The sequence below is a fragment of the Enterocloster citroniae genome (assembly GCF_040545455.1).
GTDB classification, from domain to species: domain Bacteria; phylum Bacillota; class Clostridia; order Lachnospirales; family Lachnospiraceae; genus Enterocloster; species Enterocloster citroniae.
This window is the reverse complement of record NZ_JBEPLZ010000004.1, coordinates 23,323-39,932: the sequence shown is the minus strand read 5'-3', so window position 1 is coordinate 39,932 and position 16,610 is coordinate 23,323. Positions and strand designations below refer to the sequence as shown.

The window sequence follows — 16,610 nt, the reverse complement described above, 5'->3', positions numbered from 1 at the left end:
TCACGGTTTATTGGAATCAAAATCCGGCATACAGCGGGCGCTCATTATCTGCCCGTCCCAGGACGCCTATGGGAAGCATCTGGGGACATAGGCTTTTACGTCAGCCTCCAGAACCTGCTTCCACTCGTTTGAAACAGCCAGATCATCCCCTTTCTCCAAATAAGTCTCGATCCTCTCCATTGATCCTGCGTAAATTTCATGGATGCTCCGCCCTTCTTCCTTGGCCCGCAGGATGGCAATCGGGTATCCCCAGGCCAGAAGTTCCCGTATTTTCCGGTAGCATTCCCGAATAAAGGCCATAGGACAGACTTCTTCAATAAAACGCATACACACATCGATCCCCCGGTAACTCTCCTGTTTTTTTCTCAAATATGCATACTTCTGTATATGGGCTTTCCTCTGTTCCGGCGCGGATGTATCCAGAACATGGAGCAGGACAGGCTGTATGGTCAGGGCCAGCATCTGCAGGCTCTCCATAAACAGGTGAAGCCCCTCACTCAGGTCGGGATCTGTAAAATCAATCTCCGCTGGTTTCATACAGGCCAGCGTCCCTTTTCCGTGAAAGGTCTCGGTCACTCCCATCTTGTTCAGGATCTCAAGGGCCCTGCGCACCGTATTGATGCCCACCTCATGCTGCTGCGCCAGAAGGGGAAGGGAGGGCAGATAGCTGCCCACAGGGTATTGCCCGCTGATGATCTCCTGTATGATAAAAGAAGCCGCCGTATATCTCATCTGAGGCCGGTTCCGGTAAACATTCCAACGAAACGGGATCTGCTCTGCCTCTGTCAAAGAAAATTCTTCTCCGGCCCTGTTGATAAAATCATACAATTTGGCAACCGCATAATCGCGGTCCGCCTGAAAGTTTTTTAGAAACAAGGCCAAAGCCTCCTCCCGGGAAGCAGCCTCCTTCACCTGTTCCGGTGCATCATCCTCCGCCAGATAGGGAAACCCAAGATACCGTATGATCTCCGAGTAAAGGTTTGGCAGCAGATGATTCCCCGTCCCTTCAAAAACCAGGGCGTAAAACCGGACAGCGGCGGATACCCCTCCGGAATGCGGGTGGAATAAATCATCCTTCAGGCAGTTCCAGTTGTCCTCACCCCATTTTCCCAGTTCCGACTCAATAAGCTGGGACAGCATAAGTCCGCCGGATGCAAGAAGATCTGCGATCCCATCCCTGCGCATCACAAAATACTCCGCCATGTTCCGGCGGTATTTTTGTAAATTTGCTTTATAGACAACCCTTGCCGGCTTCCGGTCCGTTATTTGGATATACCCCGCTTCCTCTAAGCGGGCCAGTGCAAAACGTACCGTAGCCATGGGCATTCTGAAATAGTTACATATTGTGGGGACAGGAGGCAGCAGGTCGTCATAGGCATAGAAACCAAACAGTATCCTTGACTCATAGCACTCATATACAATTTTATAGCGTTCACAATCGGTTCCCATATTCTTCTTCCGCCCTTCCCGTCCATCCTCTTACTTGTTCTTACGTGTCTCATATTTGTCTCTATTCATCTTTGTTTATGGTTATTTGTTTATTCCCAGATCAGGCTCACCCGGCCGTCTCTTGCCGGGCTGATCGTACCTGCAGCCCGGATGGCCGCAGTCATCATCTCCTGGTTGGATCCAGCTTCAGGATACTCCTTAACGAGCCCGGTGATGTATTGTTCATCGATACATCCGGCTCTTGCCGCAACTGTGTACAACCTGTCATTGTCAAGAGCAGTGCCGTCAGCCAAGGTAATGCTGCGCACATTTTCATCCATATCCGCCCAGGGTGCGTACTCCAGCTTCAGCCCGGCAGGGGCATATAGAACATTGACCTGTGTTCCATTGATGACCGGGTGTTCCAACAGTTCCCGCAGCGCGGCGCCGGTGATCTGGTAAGTAGCCAGGTAATCCTTGGCGCCGGTCCCCTTAAGGATAAACCTCTCAGGATAAACAATGGGCCCCTGAAATATCTCCGCAAAATTGGAGCGGTAATAATAATTATTGGGCATTAAGGCAATCTCCGCACCTGTAAGCTGCTGCATTACATCCGCCATATAGATGCTGGTCTCCAGTCTGGTAAATGCCTCCTTCGCAGTCCCAATGGGATCTTCCTCCAACAGCTTCAACTCGTCAATGGGCTTAAAATCATCAACCGCCTTTATCATTTCCGCCATGGCCATTTTACCCATTGTCCAATCCCTGAACACGGGAATATCATCATTGGACCCAAAGTAATCTGCAAAGAAAATGCGGCCTGATTGGATACATGTCTGAATATCCTCATAAGCAAAAACAGCCTTCTGCTGATAGGAGGTAAGGCTGCTGACGCCTGAAAAGGACTGGAACAGGGCGCTTTGCCCCTGGTCCGTGCTGAAGTAATCCAGAATATCCAGGAGGATCTGCTGTTTTCCCGTGTCCTCCATGGATTTTTTGGAGGCGGACAGTTTTGTCCCTGATACCATCTGCATCCAACGCTCTCCCGGTGTATTGGTGGGGAAACCGATGAAGTCGATCTCGCAGTCCGGCTGTTCCGATTGATAAAGGGCAACGATATCCAGGTTTGTGGCCATCATGGCGTATTCGCCGGCATATAAGCTGTGGCGGACCTCCGTGGCACTGGAGGAAAAATCCGCTTCCGTGATGATGCCTTTTTCATACAGTGTTCTCAATGTTTCAAACATAGGCTCCATCAGCCCCTCACAAGACGCCTCCTGCCTGATAAAGGCATTGTAATGGGTCTGTTTTTCCAAATCAGAGAAGACACTGTCATAGCTGAGCCCAAGGCCTATGGACTCTAAGGTGGTATAGTATTTCAGACAGGGAACAAAAGGACGGATCCCGTTTGCGGCAATGGTGTCGCACAGCGAATAAAACTCTTCCAGGGACTCGGGCGCCGTCCATCCGTTCTGTTCAAACAAGGTCTTATTATAAGCAATGCCGATGACCGTATTGGCTGCTGGAATCTGGAAAAGCTTTCCTCCGATGTCCATGGCATTCAGTGAGGAAAGGTTGTACCGGCTGACAAAACTCTCTGCCGACAAGTTGTATAAAAACTCATTATCCGGTGCCGACCGGGTGGAGAGCATCAGGTCCGGAAGGGCATCAGCCCGGCTTTGTAAGGCCATATAGGCAATGGGATCCGATCCCCCAAGAGACTCCACAAAAATGATGTCCAGATCCGGGAACTCAGCTTCGATGGCATTTTCAAGAGGTGTTTCATCAAAAGCCTGATACTTCCCGATAGTGATGATCGTCTTACCGGCTTGCACCGGTGCATAGCTGATAATCTCATTGTCCGCAGTCAGATTCCAATAGCTGCCGGAATCTGATACGGGTGTTGGAGCCTGTTGGGAGCATCCTCCCAACAAAAACAATACGGCCGTCAGGGCTGCTGCTCTTCTTGTTTTTCTAAGACATCTGTTTTGCATCCTTTGTCCTCACTTTATATATAGTTTGAGTATCCGTTTTAACTCAATGATGTCCACGGGCTTTGCCAGATGCGCCTGCATCCCTGCATCCAGCGAGCGCTGTGTATCCTCGTCAAAGGCATTGGCGGAAAGCGCCACAATGGGGATCCTGCGGTCCGGACGGGCGGACGCACGTATCTGTCTTGCGGCCTCCAGGCCATCCATAACAGGCATCTGGATGTCCATCAGGATCATGGAATAGGAATCCGGAGAAGACTGCGTAAATTTGTTCAATACATCCCGGCCATTGACCGCGGTGTCAACCGCAAGGCCCAATTTTTCCAGCATCAGAGAGATGATTTCTCTGTTGATATCGTTGTCCTCGGCTACCAGGACCCTCCTGTCCTTTAATTGCTCCACAAGTCCTTCTTCATCCATCACCGGCCTGGAGGCGGCTGACTTGGGGGCCATGGGCAAGGGCAGTGAAATGGTAAAGCAGCTTCCATGCCCCAAATCACTTTCAACAAAGATCGTTCCATTCATCAGGGATACCAGGCTGTTTACAATGGAGAGGCCCAGCCCGCTTCCCACATAGGAACTGGTAAGTGAAGAATACTCCTGCTCAAAGGGTGTAAAGATCCGCTCAAGGAAGTCCTCACTCATGCCGATACCGGTATCACGTACCTTAAACCGGACCAGGCAGTATGTTTCATCTATGGGCTCAACCCGGTAGGACAGATGGATTTCCCCGCTCTCCGGTGTAAATTTTATTGAATTGGATACCAGATTGATCAGGCACTGGCGTATGCGCAGCGAGTCACCGATGAAATCCGTATCAATGGGGCTTTCCAGGTCAAGAAACAGGGACAGCCTTTTCTCCCTGGCAGGGTTCTCTTCCATCTGCATCACGTGGTCCAGCAGCTCCTCCATATTAAACTGCCGGTTGCTGACAGTCATTTTCCCGCTCTCGATCTTGCTCATATCCAGCACATCATTGATCACAGAAACCAGATATTCGCTGGACATCTTTGCTTTCTTCAGGCAGTCTGTTACCAGACCCGGATCATCCGGGGAACCCAGGGCCAGTTCATGCATTCCTATGATGGCATTTAATGGGGTACGGATATCATGGGACATCTTGTCCAGGAAATCATTTTTCGCCCTGGCTTTTGCCTGCTCCAGGCTTACCGCCTGGTTCCGCTTGATCATCAGCACCAGGGCGGAAAGCACCAGGGCGGCCAGGAACAGCACCACTAGGGTAATAAGGAAAATAACGCTTCGCATCTGACCATAGGTGTCCTTTGCAGTGACCGAGATGGGAACTGCGATTATGATCCCGCGATTCGCATCTGTGCTGACGCTTTGGATCAGCCATGTCATGTCCCGCATGAATGTGACAAACTGGAAGGACTGCCCCTGGGCTACCGCTGTTTTCAGCTGCTCCAGCTCCGTAAGGCTTACGCCTTCTTTTGCCATGATACTGTACAGGTTATACCCATTAAACAGATCATTGGCCTCCGTTGCATTGGGCCGCATCACGATCCGCCCATCGCTGTCTATCACATAGGAAGCCCCCATCCCATTGTAGAGGGGGATGGTAGCAATATCGGCGTATTCCTGCGCATTCACCGGCTTAACAAGGCCCGCGATCTCCTCCCCGTCCAGGGTTACGCCTTTTAATCCCAGGGAAAAAAGCCAAAAGTCCCCTTGCGTCTGTATCGTTGCAAAGGAAGACTCCACATTTGTCCCCTGAGAGACATTGATGCGCAGATCATCATCTTTAATGATCCACATTCTCCCGTCCATTGCCTGAAGATTTCCGGCTGCCGTCACCAGCAGGATATCACCGCTGCCGGAAAACATGCGGCGCATCTCCTCCCTGCTGGTCACTTGGGAATTTTCCAGCATGAAAGCCAGCTGCCTGGTCTCATCCGCGTAAGCGTCCTTTAGCATGGCCACCTTGTCGGAGAGAAGAAACCCTAACTGCTGCACTGCCTCCACCCGTTCATTCAGGATGGATGCATTTAATTTCTGGTAAGCGCGTATAAACAACAGTAAGGTGACCAGGACCCCTATGGCCAGGCCCATTGCCAGCATCCCTGTCAGGTGTTTTGATGGATTTGGGAATCTTTTCGTTTTTCCTAGCCTCACGTCATATTCCTTTCCCGGCTGCCTGCCAGCGTTTTGCCTAATGTTGTCTTCAGTACTTCTATATCCACAGGCTTTGCGATATGTGCGTCCATTCCTGCCTCCATAGCGGCCCTGATATCCTCCTCAAAGGCGTTGGCGGTCATGGCAATGATCGGGATCGTCCCGGCATCGGTACGGTCGGCGGACCGGATGGCCCGGGCCGCCTCATAGCCGTTCATCTCCGGCATTTGGATATCCATAAGGATCGCGTCATAGGTTCCGGGCGCTGCGGCAAAAAATGCATCCACCACTTGTATCCCGTTTCCTTTAACCTCGGACCGCGCCCCGTACATCCGAAGGATCTCACACAGAATCTCAGCATTGAGCTCATTGTCTTCCGCCGCCAGGAATCGGCATCCGGCAAAGGGCCGGCCCGCCGGTTCCTCCAACTTTTCTGTTTCAATCCCCTCATCTTCCGGGGCCGGTGCGGCTTCGCTTTCCAACTCTACCGTGAAGACGGAACCCTTTCCCAGTTCGCTCTGTACGGATATAGTCCCATTCATCAGATCCACCAGTCCCTTGACAATGCTCAGACCCAACCCGGACCCCTCCACCCTGGACACCGCATTGCTTCGGATAAATGGTTCAAACAGCTGCGCCTGGGTTTCGCCCGACATTCCGATCCCGGTGTCGCTGACCGTAAAGCGATAGCATGCCTGGTGTTTCCCTTTTGCAGAGGAAAGCTCCTCCACAGAAAATCCTATGGTTCCCCCCGTTGGCGTGAACTTTACCGCGTTTCCCAGGATGTTGATCAAAATCTGGCTGATGCGCAGGGCGTCCCCATAGAAATACGGGGTATGTATCCTGCCGATCCGGACGTCATACCGCAGTCCGGCCTCATCCGCCTGAGTCTCTATGATCTCCGATACCTGTCCGGCCAGTTTGGGCAGGCAGATCCGCTCCCGGTTCAGTCTGATCTTGGCCTGCTCGATCCTGCTCATGTCCAGGATATCATTGATCAGGCTCAGCAGATGCTTGGAAGATGTGGCTATCTTCTGCAGGCAGCTTTGTACACGGTCGGGATCGCCTATATTGGCGTTTGCCAGGGTGGTCATTCCCATGATGGCATTCATAGGGGTGCGGATGTCATGGCTCATTGCTGACAAAAAGTCGCTTTTGGCCCGGCTGGCTTCCCTGGACAGCGACAACGCCCGCTCCAGCTCTGCTTTCGATGCCCGCTCTGCGGCCAGCATTTCCGTCACATCAGACCGCACCAGACAGACCGTCCGGTGGTTCTGGTCTCCCCACAATACATTGACCTGTTTGTACCGCAAACTGTTCTTCCACTGATAAGGCAGAACAAGATCATAGCCCTCCGGTTTTTCCTCCAGCTGATCCATCAGGGTTTCCAGGCAAAATTGCCGTTTTATGGCCTTGCGGTCCGCTGCTGCTTCGTAGTAACCTACCAAATTATCCAATACTCCGTTATAATCCGGTGCCGTATGGGGCGGAAGGTTCTCTAAAACCATCTGTCTGGTATACATGGAAAGACTGCCTGTGGAAACGTCAATGAAACCTGCCAGTTCACAGGTATAGGCGATCACCCGCAGCAGGCGCTGCTGTTCCCGGATAGACTCTGTAATGTCTGTTCTGGACAGGCAGACCCGTCCCAGCCGAAGGTCAATGGGGGAAACCGTCATGTTCTTGGTCCTGATATCCCCATCATCATCAATCAGGGAGAAAGAAAATGTATAGGCGCCTTCCTGTTTCAGGCGCCGGGCCATCTGGTCCAGGTTCAGACTGTTCCAATATTGCTTGCGGTCCTTTGGAACGACCCGGTTCTCCATCATATATTCTGTCCACTGGGAGTGGTTTCCCTGTTTGGGAGGCACAAATCGGGCGTTGGCGTCCAGGGACAGGATCTTGTAGGTGTCCCGTGTCAGATCCAGATCGGCTGCAAAATCATAACCGGTAACCGAAAGCTGATGCAGGATCCGGTGAGAAACCGTCTGCTCCGTGATATCCCTTACCGTCAAAATTCCGGTAACATCCCCGCTGTCAGGTGTGGAAACCATGTGCATCTCAAATTGTATATACCGGCCGCTCTCCTCATGGGGCAGTTCCACATAGTATTCATTTGTATGTTCCAGTTCTCCCCGTTCAAAGGCGGCCAGGGCCGGTTCGCGCAGGTAGATATACAGGAATCCCTCTTGTTCCTTTTTATCTGGGATCAGGGTGGAAAGACCGGTGAAAAATTCCTCACGGACAGAGCCGAAGGTCTTTCTAAGGTCCATACCGGTCCGGTCTATGATCTCTATAATATAATCTTGTGTGATGTTGCAGTGGCCCAGCACCAGCGCGTTGGGATCAGATTTCTGATAATGCTGCAGGATCAGGTCGTTATACTGCTGCCGGACGTGGGCCCTTTCCTCCCGTTCTTTTGTCATATCACTGTAGACGGAATAGATCCTCCGCTCCCCGCCTCTGTGCTGAATGAGGGACAGTGTATTCTTGACCCATACATAGTCCCCGGAACCATTCAACAGCCGGTATTCGATCTCCCAGCGTTTCCTGCCGCTGGCAAGGTACTCGGACAACTGCTGCAGTGCATGCTCCCGGTCGTCCGGATGGACACCGGTCAGTGCATCTTTCCGGTAGAGCGCCCATGCTTCTTCCAAAGACATTCCAGTGGTGGCCGCAAGGCCTTCTGAGATATACTCAGGGACCATACTCCCATCCTCCTCATATCGGACCACAGCCACACCGCCGGGCAGATTTTTCAGCATGTTCTGAAAATACTGTTCCAGACGGTCACGTTCCCTGCGCATCTCAGCCTCCTCTGTGGCATCACGGATATATTTCACATAGGCCGGTATTCCATTCCAGTCTATTTCCCGAAAGTGTGTGGTAAAGATCTGGCCGGTATCTTTTATGACCATTTCGTGTTCTTTCCCGTCCGGCTTATGGCTTCTCAACGTACAGAATTCACATGGTTCACGTTTGCCGTGAAGCGCAGTATAGCACTTTTGTCCCAGACAGGAACGGTCTTTGGCAAACAGATCCTCGGACTCGTTTACATAGTACAGCTCATAATTGTCTTTTCCAATCACGTAAATGCCGTCCGCGGTGTCGTTGGTCATATTCTGGAACAGGCGGGTTTCCTCCGACATACCTGTAAACACCGCATAGAATCTGGCTGTTTCGGTTAATGGACCCATGCGCCGGCCTCTCACATGCAGCCAGATCAGTTTTCCATTCCTGTGATACATCCGGTAGGAGATATCCAGGACTTCTCCGCTGAGCAGCGCCGCGGTTACAGAGTCCCTTACCCTTTCCCGGTCAAGAGGATAGACGGCAGAGAGGGGATCTTCACCCACCAGGGTGTCATACTCCTCTCTGCTGTGACCGGACATGGCCGGTACTCCGTCTGAATAAAAAACAGGGATCAGACGATTTTCCTCCAACCGGTAACTGGCAATCCCGCCGGGAATGGAATTCAACAGCTGCTCCATCTCAAACTGCGCGTCCTTGAGGTCTGAAATATTGTGGAAAACACAGTGAAGCAGCGGATACCCTCCATCCTCGCCCATCCACTTGGCTTGGGCCCGGACCCACACCAGGCAGCCGTTACGGTGTTTTTTGCGAAATTCCATCACAGCCGTTTTGCGGCTTTTAATAATCTCCCTTGCCTTTGCTTCCACCAGTCCCAGATCTTCCTCATAGATCATAAGTGCCGCATTCTGTTGGACCAGATCCCTGTACTCTTCCACTGAGTAACCGGACAGGGCCGGAACGCCCTCGGAGAAATATACTGTCTCAAAAATATCCGAGACCCGGTAGATGGCAATGCCGCCAGGGATTGCGTTTATGATATTCTGGGTTTTCTCATTGGCCGAGACCAGTTCCTCCTTGAGCTGATGCTGTTCACTTACATCATCATAAATATTGTACAGCAGCTTTTTCCCGTTTTTCCAGGGCTTGGCTACACCTGTGGTGTGCAGCCAGCGGTACTCCTGGCGCTCATCATTCCACAGGCGGCACGTGTATTCCAGCCGCCCGTTATCCCGGAGCGCCTTTTGCACATGCCCGTTTAACACTGGAATATCGTCCGGGTGCACACCCAGATACGTCATTTCCCGCTCCACCTGCCGGGCATGCTCCGGTGAATACCCCATGATGGCATAAAACGCAGGGTTATGAAAGACCGGCGTAATGCGTTCCCCGTCATACTGGTACACGCCCAGCCCGCCGGGAATACTGCTGAGGATTCCCCTCAGCTCTTCATTCTGCAGGTTGGCCCATTCCTCTTTCGATTTGTTCTCCGGCGTCCCGGATAAGGAGAGTTCCCCCATCATGCTGCGCGCCTCCTTTCCACTTTGACAAAAAACTCAGGCATCTTTCAGCTCCGATCTTGCCTATGACTCCTCTCTGCCCATTATAAAATCATACAAAACCTGGTACAGCCGCTCCGGTTCGATGGGCTTTGCCAAATGTGCGTTCATTCCGGCTGCTTTGCTCTTTTCCATATCGTCATCAAACGCATTGGCTGTCATGGCAATAATAGGAATGGTCCTGGCATCGGCATTACTCATATGCCGGATGTTTGTGGCTGCAGTGAGACCATCCATCAGCGGCATCCGGATATCCATCAGGATCGCATCATAAAAGCCCGGCTCCGCCTTGCTGAACATTTCAATAGCGCGGAGTCCGTTTTCAGCCGTGTCCACGGCAAATCCCCTGTGTTCCAAAAGGACAACAGCCACTTCTGTGTTGATGGCGTTATCCTCCACAAGAAACAGGCGGCAGCCGGTAAAGTCGAACACGGCGGGCTTGTCCTCCTGATGGTTTTCCTCTTTTTCTCCCAGCGCCTTGGAAAAGGCGGAGATCAGTGAGGATTTAAACATCGGCTTGCTCATCAGCAGATTGACGCCTGCCCGCCTGGCCTCATGTTCAATGGCGACCCAGTCATAGGCTGTCATTATGATAATGGTGACCTCCGGCCCCGCAATTTCCCGTATGCGCCGGGCTGTCTCAATCCCATCGATGTCGGGCATCTTCCAATCCACCAGGATGATATCATAATATCTGCCCGATGCCCACAGTTGGCGGACGCGTTCAATGGCTTTAAGTCCGCTGTCCACCCACTCCGCGGTGATGCCGATCTCCCTCAGGGTAGACACCGCGCTTTCGCATACGGCCACGTCATCATCCACCACCAGGGTTTTTAAATTAGAAAAATTATATGTCTGTTTTTTCTTGTTGTAACGAAGCTTTTCCTCCTCGGTGATCCCAAGCCGCACATCCACGGTAAACTCAGATCCGATTCCTTTGATGGACCGCACTGTGATCCTTCCGCCCATCAGTTCCACGATATTCTTGGAAATGGACAGGCCCAGCCCGGTCCCTCCATACAGGGAAGTAGTACCCATGGACTCCTGGGCAAACGGTTCAAACAGATGGGGAAGGAACTCATCCCCCATCCCAATCCCGGTATCATTGACAATGAAACGAAGTTCCGCTCCGCTCTTATCTTTTTTGCGAAGTTCTGCGGACAGGGTGACCTTGCCCTTCTCACCTGTGAATTTGATGGCATTGGACAGGATATTCAGCAGGACCTGCTGCAGCTTCATGGCATCCCCAATATAATAGTCATCCAGCACAGGGTCCGCGATACACTCGTATTCAACGCCCTTTGCCGCTGCCTGGGAATAGCAGATGGAATTGATCCCGCCCAGGAACTCCTCTGTAGGGATCTTTTCATTTTTCAGAAGCATTTTGCCGCTCTCGATCCGGCTCATATCCAGGATATCATTGATAAGTGACAGCAGAAAACGGGAGGCGATGCCGATCTTGGAAATACAGTCCGCTGCCTGTTCATGATCCCCGGACCCGATTGACTGCGCTGCTATGGCACTCATTCCGATAATGGCATTCATGGGGGTGCGGATCTCATGGCTCATACGTGAAAGAAAATCGCTTTTGGCCGCATTTGCCTGTTCTGCGGCTGCCAGAGCCGCACTTAGCGCATCCTTTTGCCTTTGTTCCTGCCGGATCACATCTGTCAGGTCGGACTGGGTCATGCATACCCGCCCCAATTCCTTACTGATATAGAGCAGCCGGAACCGTTTGACCCTGGCACAGCCATCCTGGATCAATTCCACGATAAAGGTATAGGAATCCTGCTGTGAAAGCTGCTGCTTCATATATTCAAAATCAAGTTTTTCCATAAACTCCCGCTGTCCGTCTTCATGAACAGCGGTTTGGGCGATCCGCCTGACCTCCTCCCCAAAATCACCCTGGACGGGAACCGTCATTTCCCAGTCACTGGACCGGCCCGCCAGCCGGTATTCTCCGGTCAAAAGATTGATCTCCGTTACAATATCATACCCCAGATTTGTAACACGGTTGAGCAGCTGCTCCTGTAATTTCTGCTCCGTAAGATCCAGTGTATAGAAAAAAGCAATGATATCTCCGCTTTCCATGTTCTGATGAAACCGGAAATTTGTGCTGCTCCAAAAGGCTCCACCGCCATTTCGTTTGCGGAGAAATTCAAAGTGGTAATCCGTCTTCCCTGCCGCAAAACTGGCTAACGCCTGCTTTCTGCAAAGGACGGTACGGATATGCTCACCATAACCGGGATCCACAGCGGAACCTGCCAGCTTTTTTATGGTTTTTTCATAGGAATCCCCCAGCGCAGCAATGGCGGTATCAGATGCAGCCATGTAGTTCTCCACCTTGTTCTGCGTGACATTGACACGGCCCTGGATGCTCCCCTTTGCCGAGGCTGCCTGAGCAAAATAGGCCAATTCCTTTTCATAAAGTTCCCGGACCCGTTCCTGCACCTGCTTTTCTTCGGTAATATCCACAAAAACGCCATAAAAATACTGCTCGCCGTCTTCCATGAACATCTGGGCTTTCAGGGATACCCATTTTACGATCCCATTCTTGCAGACTAACCGGTGTTCGTCCCGTATGGCGCCCTCGCGGCCCGTGTCCGCCGCGATCTTGCATTTCATGGCCTCCATATCCTCAGGGCAGACCACAGAGGACATCCGGTTCCCCAGGGCGGCAAATTCCTCCCTGGTATAACCTAAAAACTCATACAGGCCATCGTTTGCATCAGCAACCGTAAAGCCGTCATCAAACCGGCAGCGGAACACGGCGCCCGGTACATTATTATACAAGTGCATGATTTCAGCCTGGGCCTTTTTTTGCGCTGTAATATCAATGCACACCGACAGGATAGCCCGCTTGCCGTTCTCCGCTGTTGTCTCGCGGCCCTGGTCATGGACCCAGATGTAGGTTCCGTCCCGTTTCTTCATCCTGTATTCCACCGTATATTCACGGCCTTTGGCCATTTGGCGGACCACCTCCCCGTCCACCATGGACCTGTCATCCGGGTGGATGCAGTTTGAGACCATGCCGTGGATATCGGTAACAAATTCCTCCTCGCAGTCATATCCCAGGTACTCCAACATCCGTTTATTAACAAAATAAAACGGAAATCCCTCTTCCAGATACCCGCCCATCATGCCTCCGGGCAGGGAATCGTTAAGCAGTTCCTGACGCTGGCGGACAATGTTCTCCATAACCAGAGCACGTGGATAGTGCTCATCCCCCCGCTGGCTGCCTCCGGGTTCCGAAAACCACAGCGTGCAAAAACGCCAGAGCCCTTTGATCCGGACCAGGGTAAAAAATCCCCTCAGTCTCCAGCTGTACTGCGTATTGATGAGCGTTATCCCAACAGACAAGTTGCGTACATGGTCATTGAGTTCCTGCTCCTGATAGAGTGTGAGATTGACAGAAAAAGGCTCCGGGATTTCCCGGATGTCATGTTCCAGATATTCACGCATTTCCTGCAGTCCGTTGGCGAACTCATTCTCTCCCGTACCCACAAAGCAGACCTCATCCGCTAAAAAGGCATGGGCCTCCTCAGCGCTGCGATGCTCAAACCAGGCACGGCAAAATTCGAGCAGCGTCTCCCATGCTGTCATTGTACTCTTCATCTCTACCATCCTTTCCACATCCGGTTAATCGCCAACGCCTTTTGCATTTGTTTTGTACAGGACTTAAACGGCATGACGGATCATTTGTATTTTCAACTCATTTATGGAGTAAAATATCCTTTGTTTGATGATAAGAGGCAGGATAATCAGGAACCTGAATGGCCCGGCGAAATTGTATGCGGCGCAGCCTCTTTGAACCTCTGTCCATATTTGTTTATTATAGCATAAGCGCCTGAATCAGACAACATTCCTGTTGATAAAAGCTATCTTTTACTTCTCCTAATCCCTTGTACCCGAGTGACGGATCATAATATAACCATAGATATGCAACTCTATCTATATTTGTATTTATTTGCTGTGATATAAAAAACACTTGAGTATAAAACCTCAAGTGTCAGCAGTTTCATCTATTCCTTTTCGCCTTTCCACCCGGCCAGCTGCGGCCTTCCCGCCACCAACAGTCCCCCTGCCAGCACCGCATGGTCCATGAGACTGCTTTCCACGATCTCATAATGTCCCCGGTCCGCCACAAAGGAATATTCATCCGTGTAATTCCTGATGCGCGAAAAGAGCGGTTCTCCCATCTTGGCAACACCGCCGCCTATGGCGATCCGGTCAGGTGCTGCGATGGCCAGCACATTGGCCAGACCAATGGAAAAGGTGGAAGCGGTCCGTTCCAGTTCTTCACGGCAGAACCGGTCATTCCTCCCCGCCCCCTCCGCCAGGTCCTGGCATGTGATCCTTCCGCCCTTTTTTGCAAGGACAGACCCGGCAGGGACATAGCCCGGAATATTCAGCCGTTCCTCAATGCTTTTCCCGGAACAAATCAGTTCCAGCCTGGTCCCGGCTCCCGGTACGGAGCACTCTCCCATCACGGCGCCTCTCCAGTCAGGAACCCATGTATTCCCCAGATAGCAGGCGCCGTAGCCTGATCCGTCATAATACCTGCGGTCGATATACAGTCCTCCGCCGATTCCGGTGCCGATATTTGTGTAGAAAAACCGGCTGCTCCCGGCTCCATTTCCCAGGATCAGTTCCCCGATCCCTCCCAGCACCGTATCGTTGACAATCACGGACCGCACATTAAAATGCTCCTCAAACCAGTCCTTCAGCCTGAAATCCTTCCATCCCGGCACCTGCAGGGAACACAGCACCCGGCCGGAACAAGACTCCAGAGGACCGCCAAACCCCACTCCAATGCCTCCCACCTCACACTCGTTCATGATCCGGCAGATATTTTCCCTGATCCAGGCCAGGATATCAGCGGCATTTGTCTTTTCGCCCAGTTTGACCTGTCTTACATCCAGGATGGTCCCGTCCGCCGTGCCCACCGCGATCTGCTGCTTTGTACCTCCTATCTCCACACCGATCAGCTTACTCATGCCATTTTGCCCCGTATTTTGCTTCGATTTCAGATATCATGTCCACACGCATGGCGTGTCTTCCCCCCTCAAACCGGGCTGCAAAGAATTCGTCCACGATCATCTTGGCCAGTTCTGTGCCCACCACTCTTGCGCCCATGGCAATGATGTTGGCATTGTTGTGCTCCACTGTAAGCTTTGCAGAATACGGCTCCGAACACACGGCGGCCCGTATGCCCGGCACCTTGTTGGCTGCCAGGGATATGCCGATCCCTGTGCCGCAGATCAGTACGCCCTTATGGATCTCACCCCGCATCAGGGCCTCCGCCACCAGACGGCCCGGCTCCGGGTAATTCACCTTATCCGCCGGATCAGAGGGTCCAAAATCAATGCACTCATATCCCTTTTCCCGCAAATGCTCCATCAATACGTTCTTAAGCTCAACCGCCACATGGTCATTACCAAATCCAACTCTCATATTCCGCCTCCTGCATTTGTAAAATTCGTGCTATGCTCCGTCAAATTAATGCTTTGTTCCGTCAAAATTGTACTCTGTTTTATTAAAACAGGGGCTGCATTGTCTGATGCAGCCCCCATCTCTCATATCATTATTGGAAATCAGCTGCGTTATCAGCAGTTACCAGAACAGACTCAACCGGGGTCTTTTCCGGGAACTTGCCAACCTCGCCCTTGGTTCCGCTTGCAACTGCATCGATCAGAAGATCCAGGCTGGTTGCTCCGATCTGTGCCGGATCCTGTGCAACGGTTGCGCTAAGCTCATTGTTTGCAATGGATGAAACCGCTTCTGCATCCCCGTCCGTTCCCACTACCATGATCTCGCCCAGCTTGTTGGCATTGATCACAGCCTGGACAGCGCCCAGTGCCATGCCGTCATTACAGCAGTAGATTCCCTTAAGATCCGGGTTCTGCTGGATCAGAGTGGACGCGATATCCATGGCCTTCTGGCGGTCCCAGTCAGCTGCCTGGCTGCTGATGATATCCATCTTACCGTCTGTAAATGCCTGCTTTGCGCCCTGTGTCCTGTCCTCGGAGGACTGGTTGCCGGATTTCCCCTCTATGATGGCCACCTTGGCTCCCTCGCCTGCCGTGTCCACAATGTACTGTGCGCCCTTGGCGCCCACGGCCACATTGTCGGTTGCAACAAACGCAACGCATGCGCCGCCTTGGTTAGCCAGCTCTGTCTCGTCAAATTTCTCATCCACATCCACGATGATAATGCCCTTTTCCGTTGCCTCGCCAATGCCCGGAAGCACATTTACGCTGGAAAGAGGGGCGATGGCAATTCCGTCATATCCCTGCTGGATACAGCTTTCCAGGATGGTGAGCTGTCCCTCTAAGTCATCCTCGCTCTGCGCGGAGTACAGGTCCACTTTCACGCCCTTTGCCGCGGTCTCCGCCTCAACGCCCTTCCACATCTTAACCCAGAAGTCCGTGGCCTGTGTTTTTAAGATAACCGCGTATTTTTTGTCGCTGGTGCCGGCGGAAGCTTCTTTGGCTTCCTCTGTGGATTCTGCCCCGCTCTCCCCGTCCTTTGCCGCCTCGGTCCCTGCTTCCTCGGTTTTTGCCGCAGCTGTTGTTGTCTCGGCCGTACCGCCGGACGTACACGCTGAAAGGCTTACCGCCATTACCACTGAAAGTGCTGCTGCTAACATTCTTTTCTTCATTTTTACCTCTCCTTTTTTATCTTGATT

General features: G+C 52.1%; 8 protein-coding genes. All 8 read right to left on the bottom strand.

Annotated elements, in window-relative coordinates; genetic code table 11:
- Nucleotides 1–66: 66 nt before the first annotated feature.
- Nucleotides 67–1,449, bottom strand: coding sequence for a GntR family transcriptional regulator (locus tag ABID13_RS06120; protein WP_048930410.1), 1,383 nt, complete (start codon nt 1,447–1,449; stop codon nt 67–69).
- 89 nt (nt 1,450–1,538) lie between these two features.
- Nucleotides 1,539–3,422, bottom strand: a complete 1,884-nt coding sequence (locus ABID13_RS06115; RefSeq protein ID WP_048930409.1) for an extracellular solute-binding protein — start codon at nt 3,420–3,422, stop codon at nt 1,539–1,541.
- A 9-nt stretch (nt 3,423–3,431) separates the two neighbouring features.
- Nucleotides 3,432–5,552, bottom strand: coding sequence for an ATP-binding protein (locus tag ABID13_RS06110; protein ID WP_082173936.1), 2,121 nt, complete (start codon nt 5,550–5,552; stop codon nt 3,432–3,434).
- Complete coding sequence (locus ABID13_RS06105) at nt 5,549–9,886, bottom strand: hybrid sensor histidine kinase/response regulator (RefSeq protein WP_048930407.1); 4,338 nt, start codon at nt 9,884–9,886, stop codon at nt 5,549–5,551. The genes ABID13_RS06110 and ABID13_RS06105 overlap by 4 nt, the downstream gene beginning before the upstream one ends.
- Before the next feature lie 60 nt (nt 9,887–9,946).
- Complete coding sequence (locus tag ABID13_RS06100; protein WP_048930406.1) at nt 9,947–13,537, bottom strand: response regulator; 3,591 nt, start codon at nt 13,535–13,537, stop codon at nt 9,947–9,949.
- A gap of 407 nt (nt 13,538–13,944) precedes the next feature.
- Complete coding sequence (locus ABID13_RS06095; protein WP_048930405.1) at nt 13,945–14,919, bottom strand: ROK family protein; 975 nt, start codon at nt 14,917–14,919, stop codon at nt 13,945–13,947.
- Nucleotides 14,912–15,376 carry a ribose 5-phosphate isomerase B gene (rpiB, locus tag ABID13_RS06090; protein ID WP_007870960.1) on the bottom strand — a complete coding sequence of 155 codons (465 nt, stop codon included), beginning with the start codon at nt 15,374–15,376 and terminating at the stop codon, nt 14,912–14,914. The genes ABID13_RS06095 and rpiB overlap by 8 nt, the downstream gene beginning before the upstream one ends.
- Nucleotides 15,377–15,506: 130 nt before the next feature.
- On the bottom strand, nt 15,507–16,583 hold the full coding sequence (gene alsB / locus ABID13_RS06085; protein WP_007870956.1) for a D-allose transporter substrate-binding protein: 1,077 nt from the start codon (nt 16,581–16,583) through the stop codon (nt 15,507–15,509).
- Nucleotides 16,584–16,610: the final 27 nt, after the last annotated feature.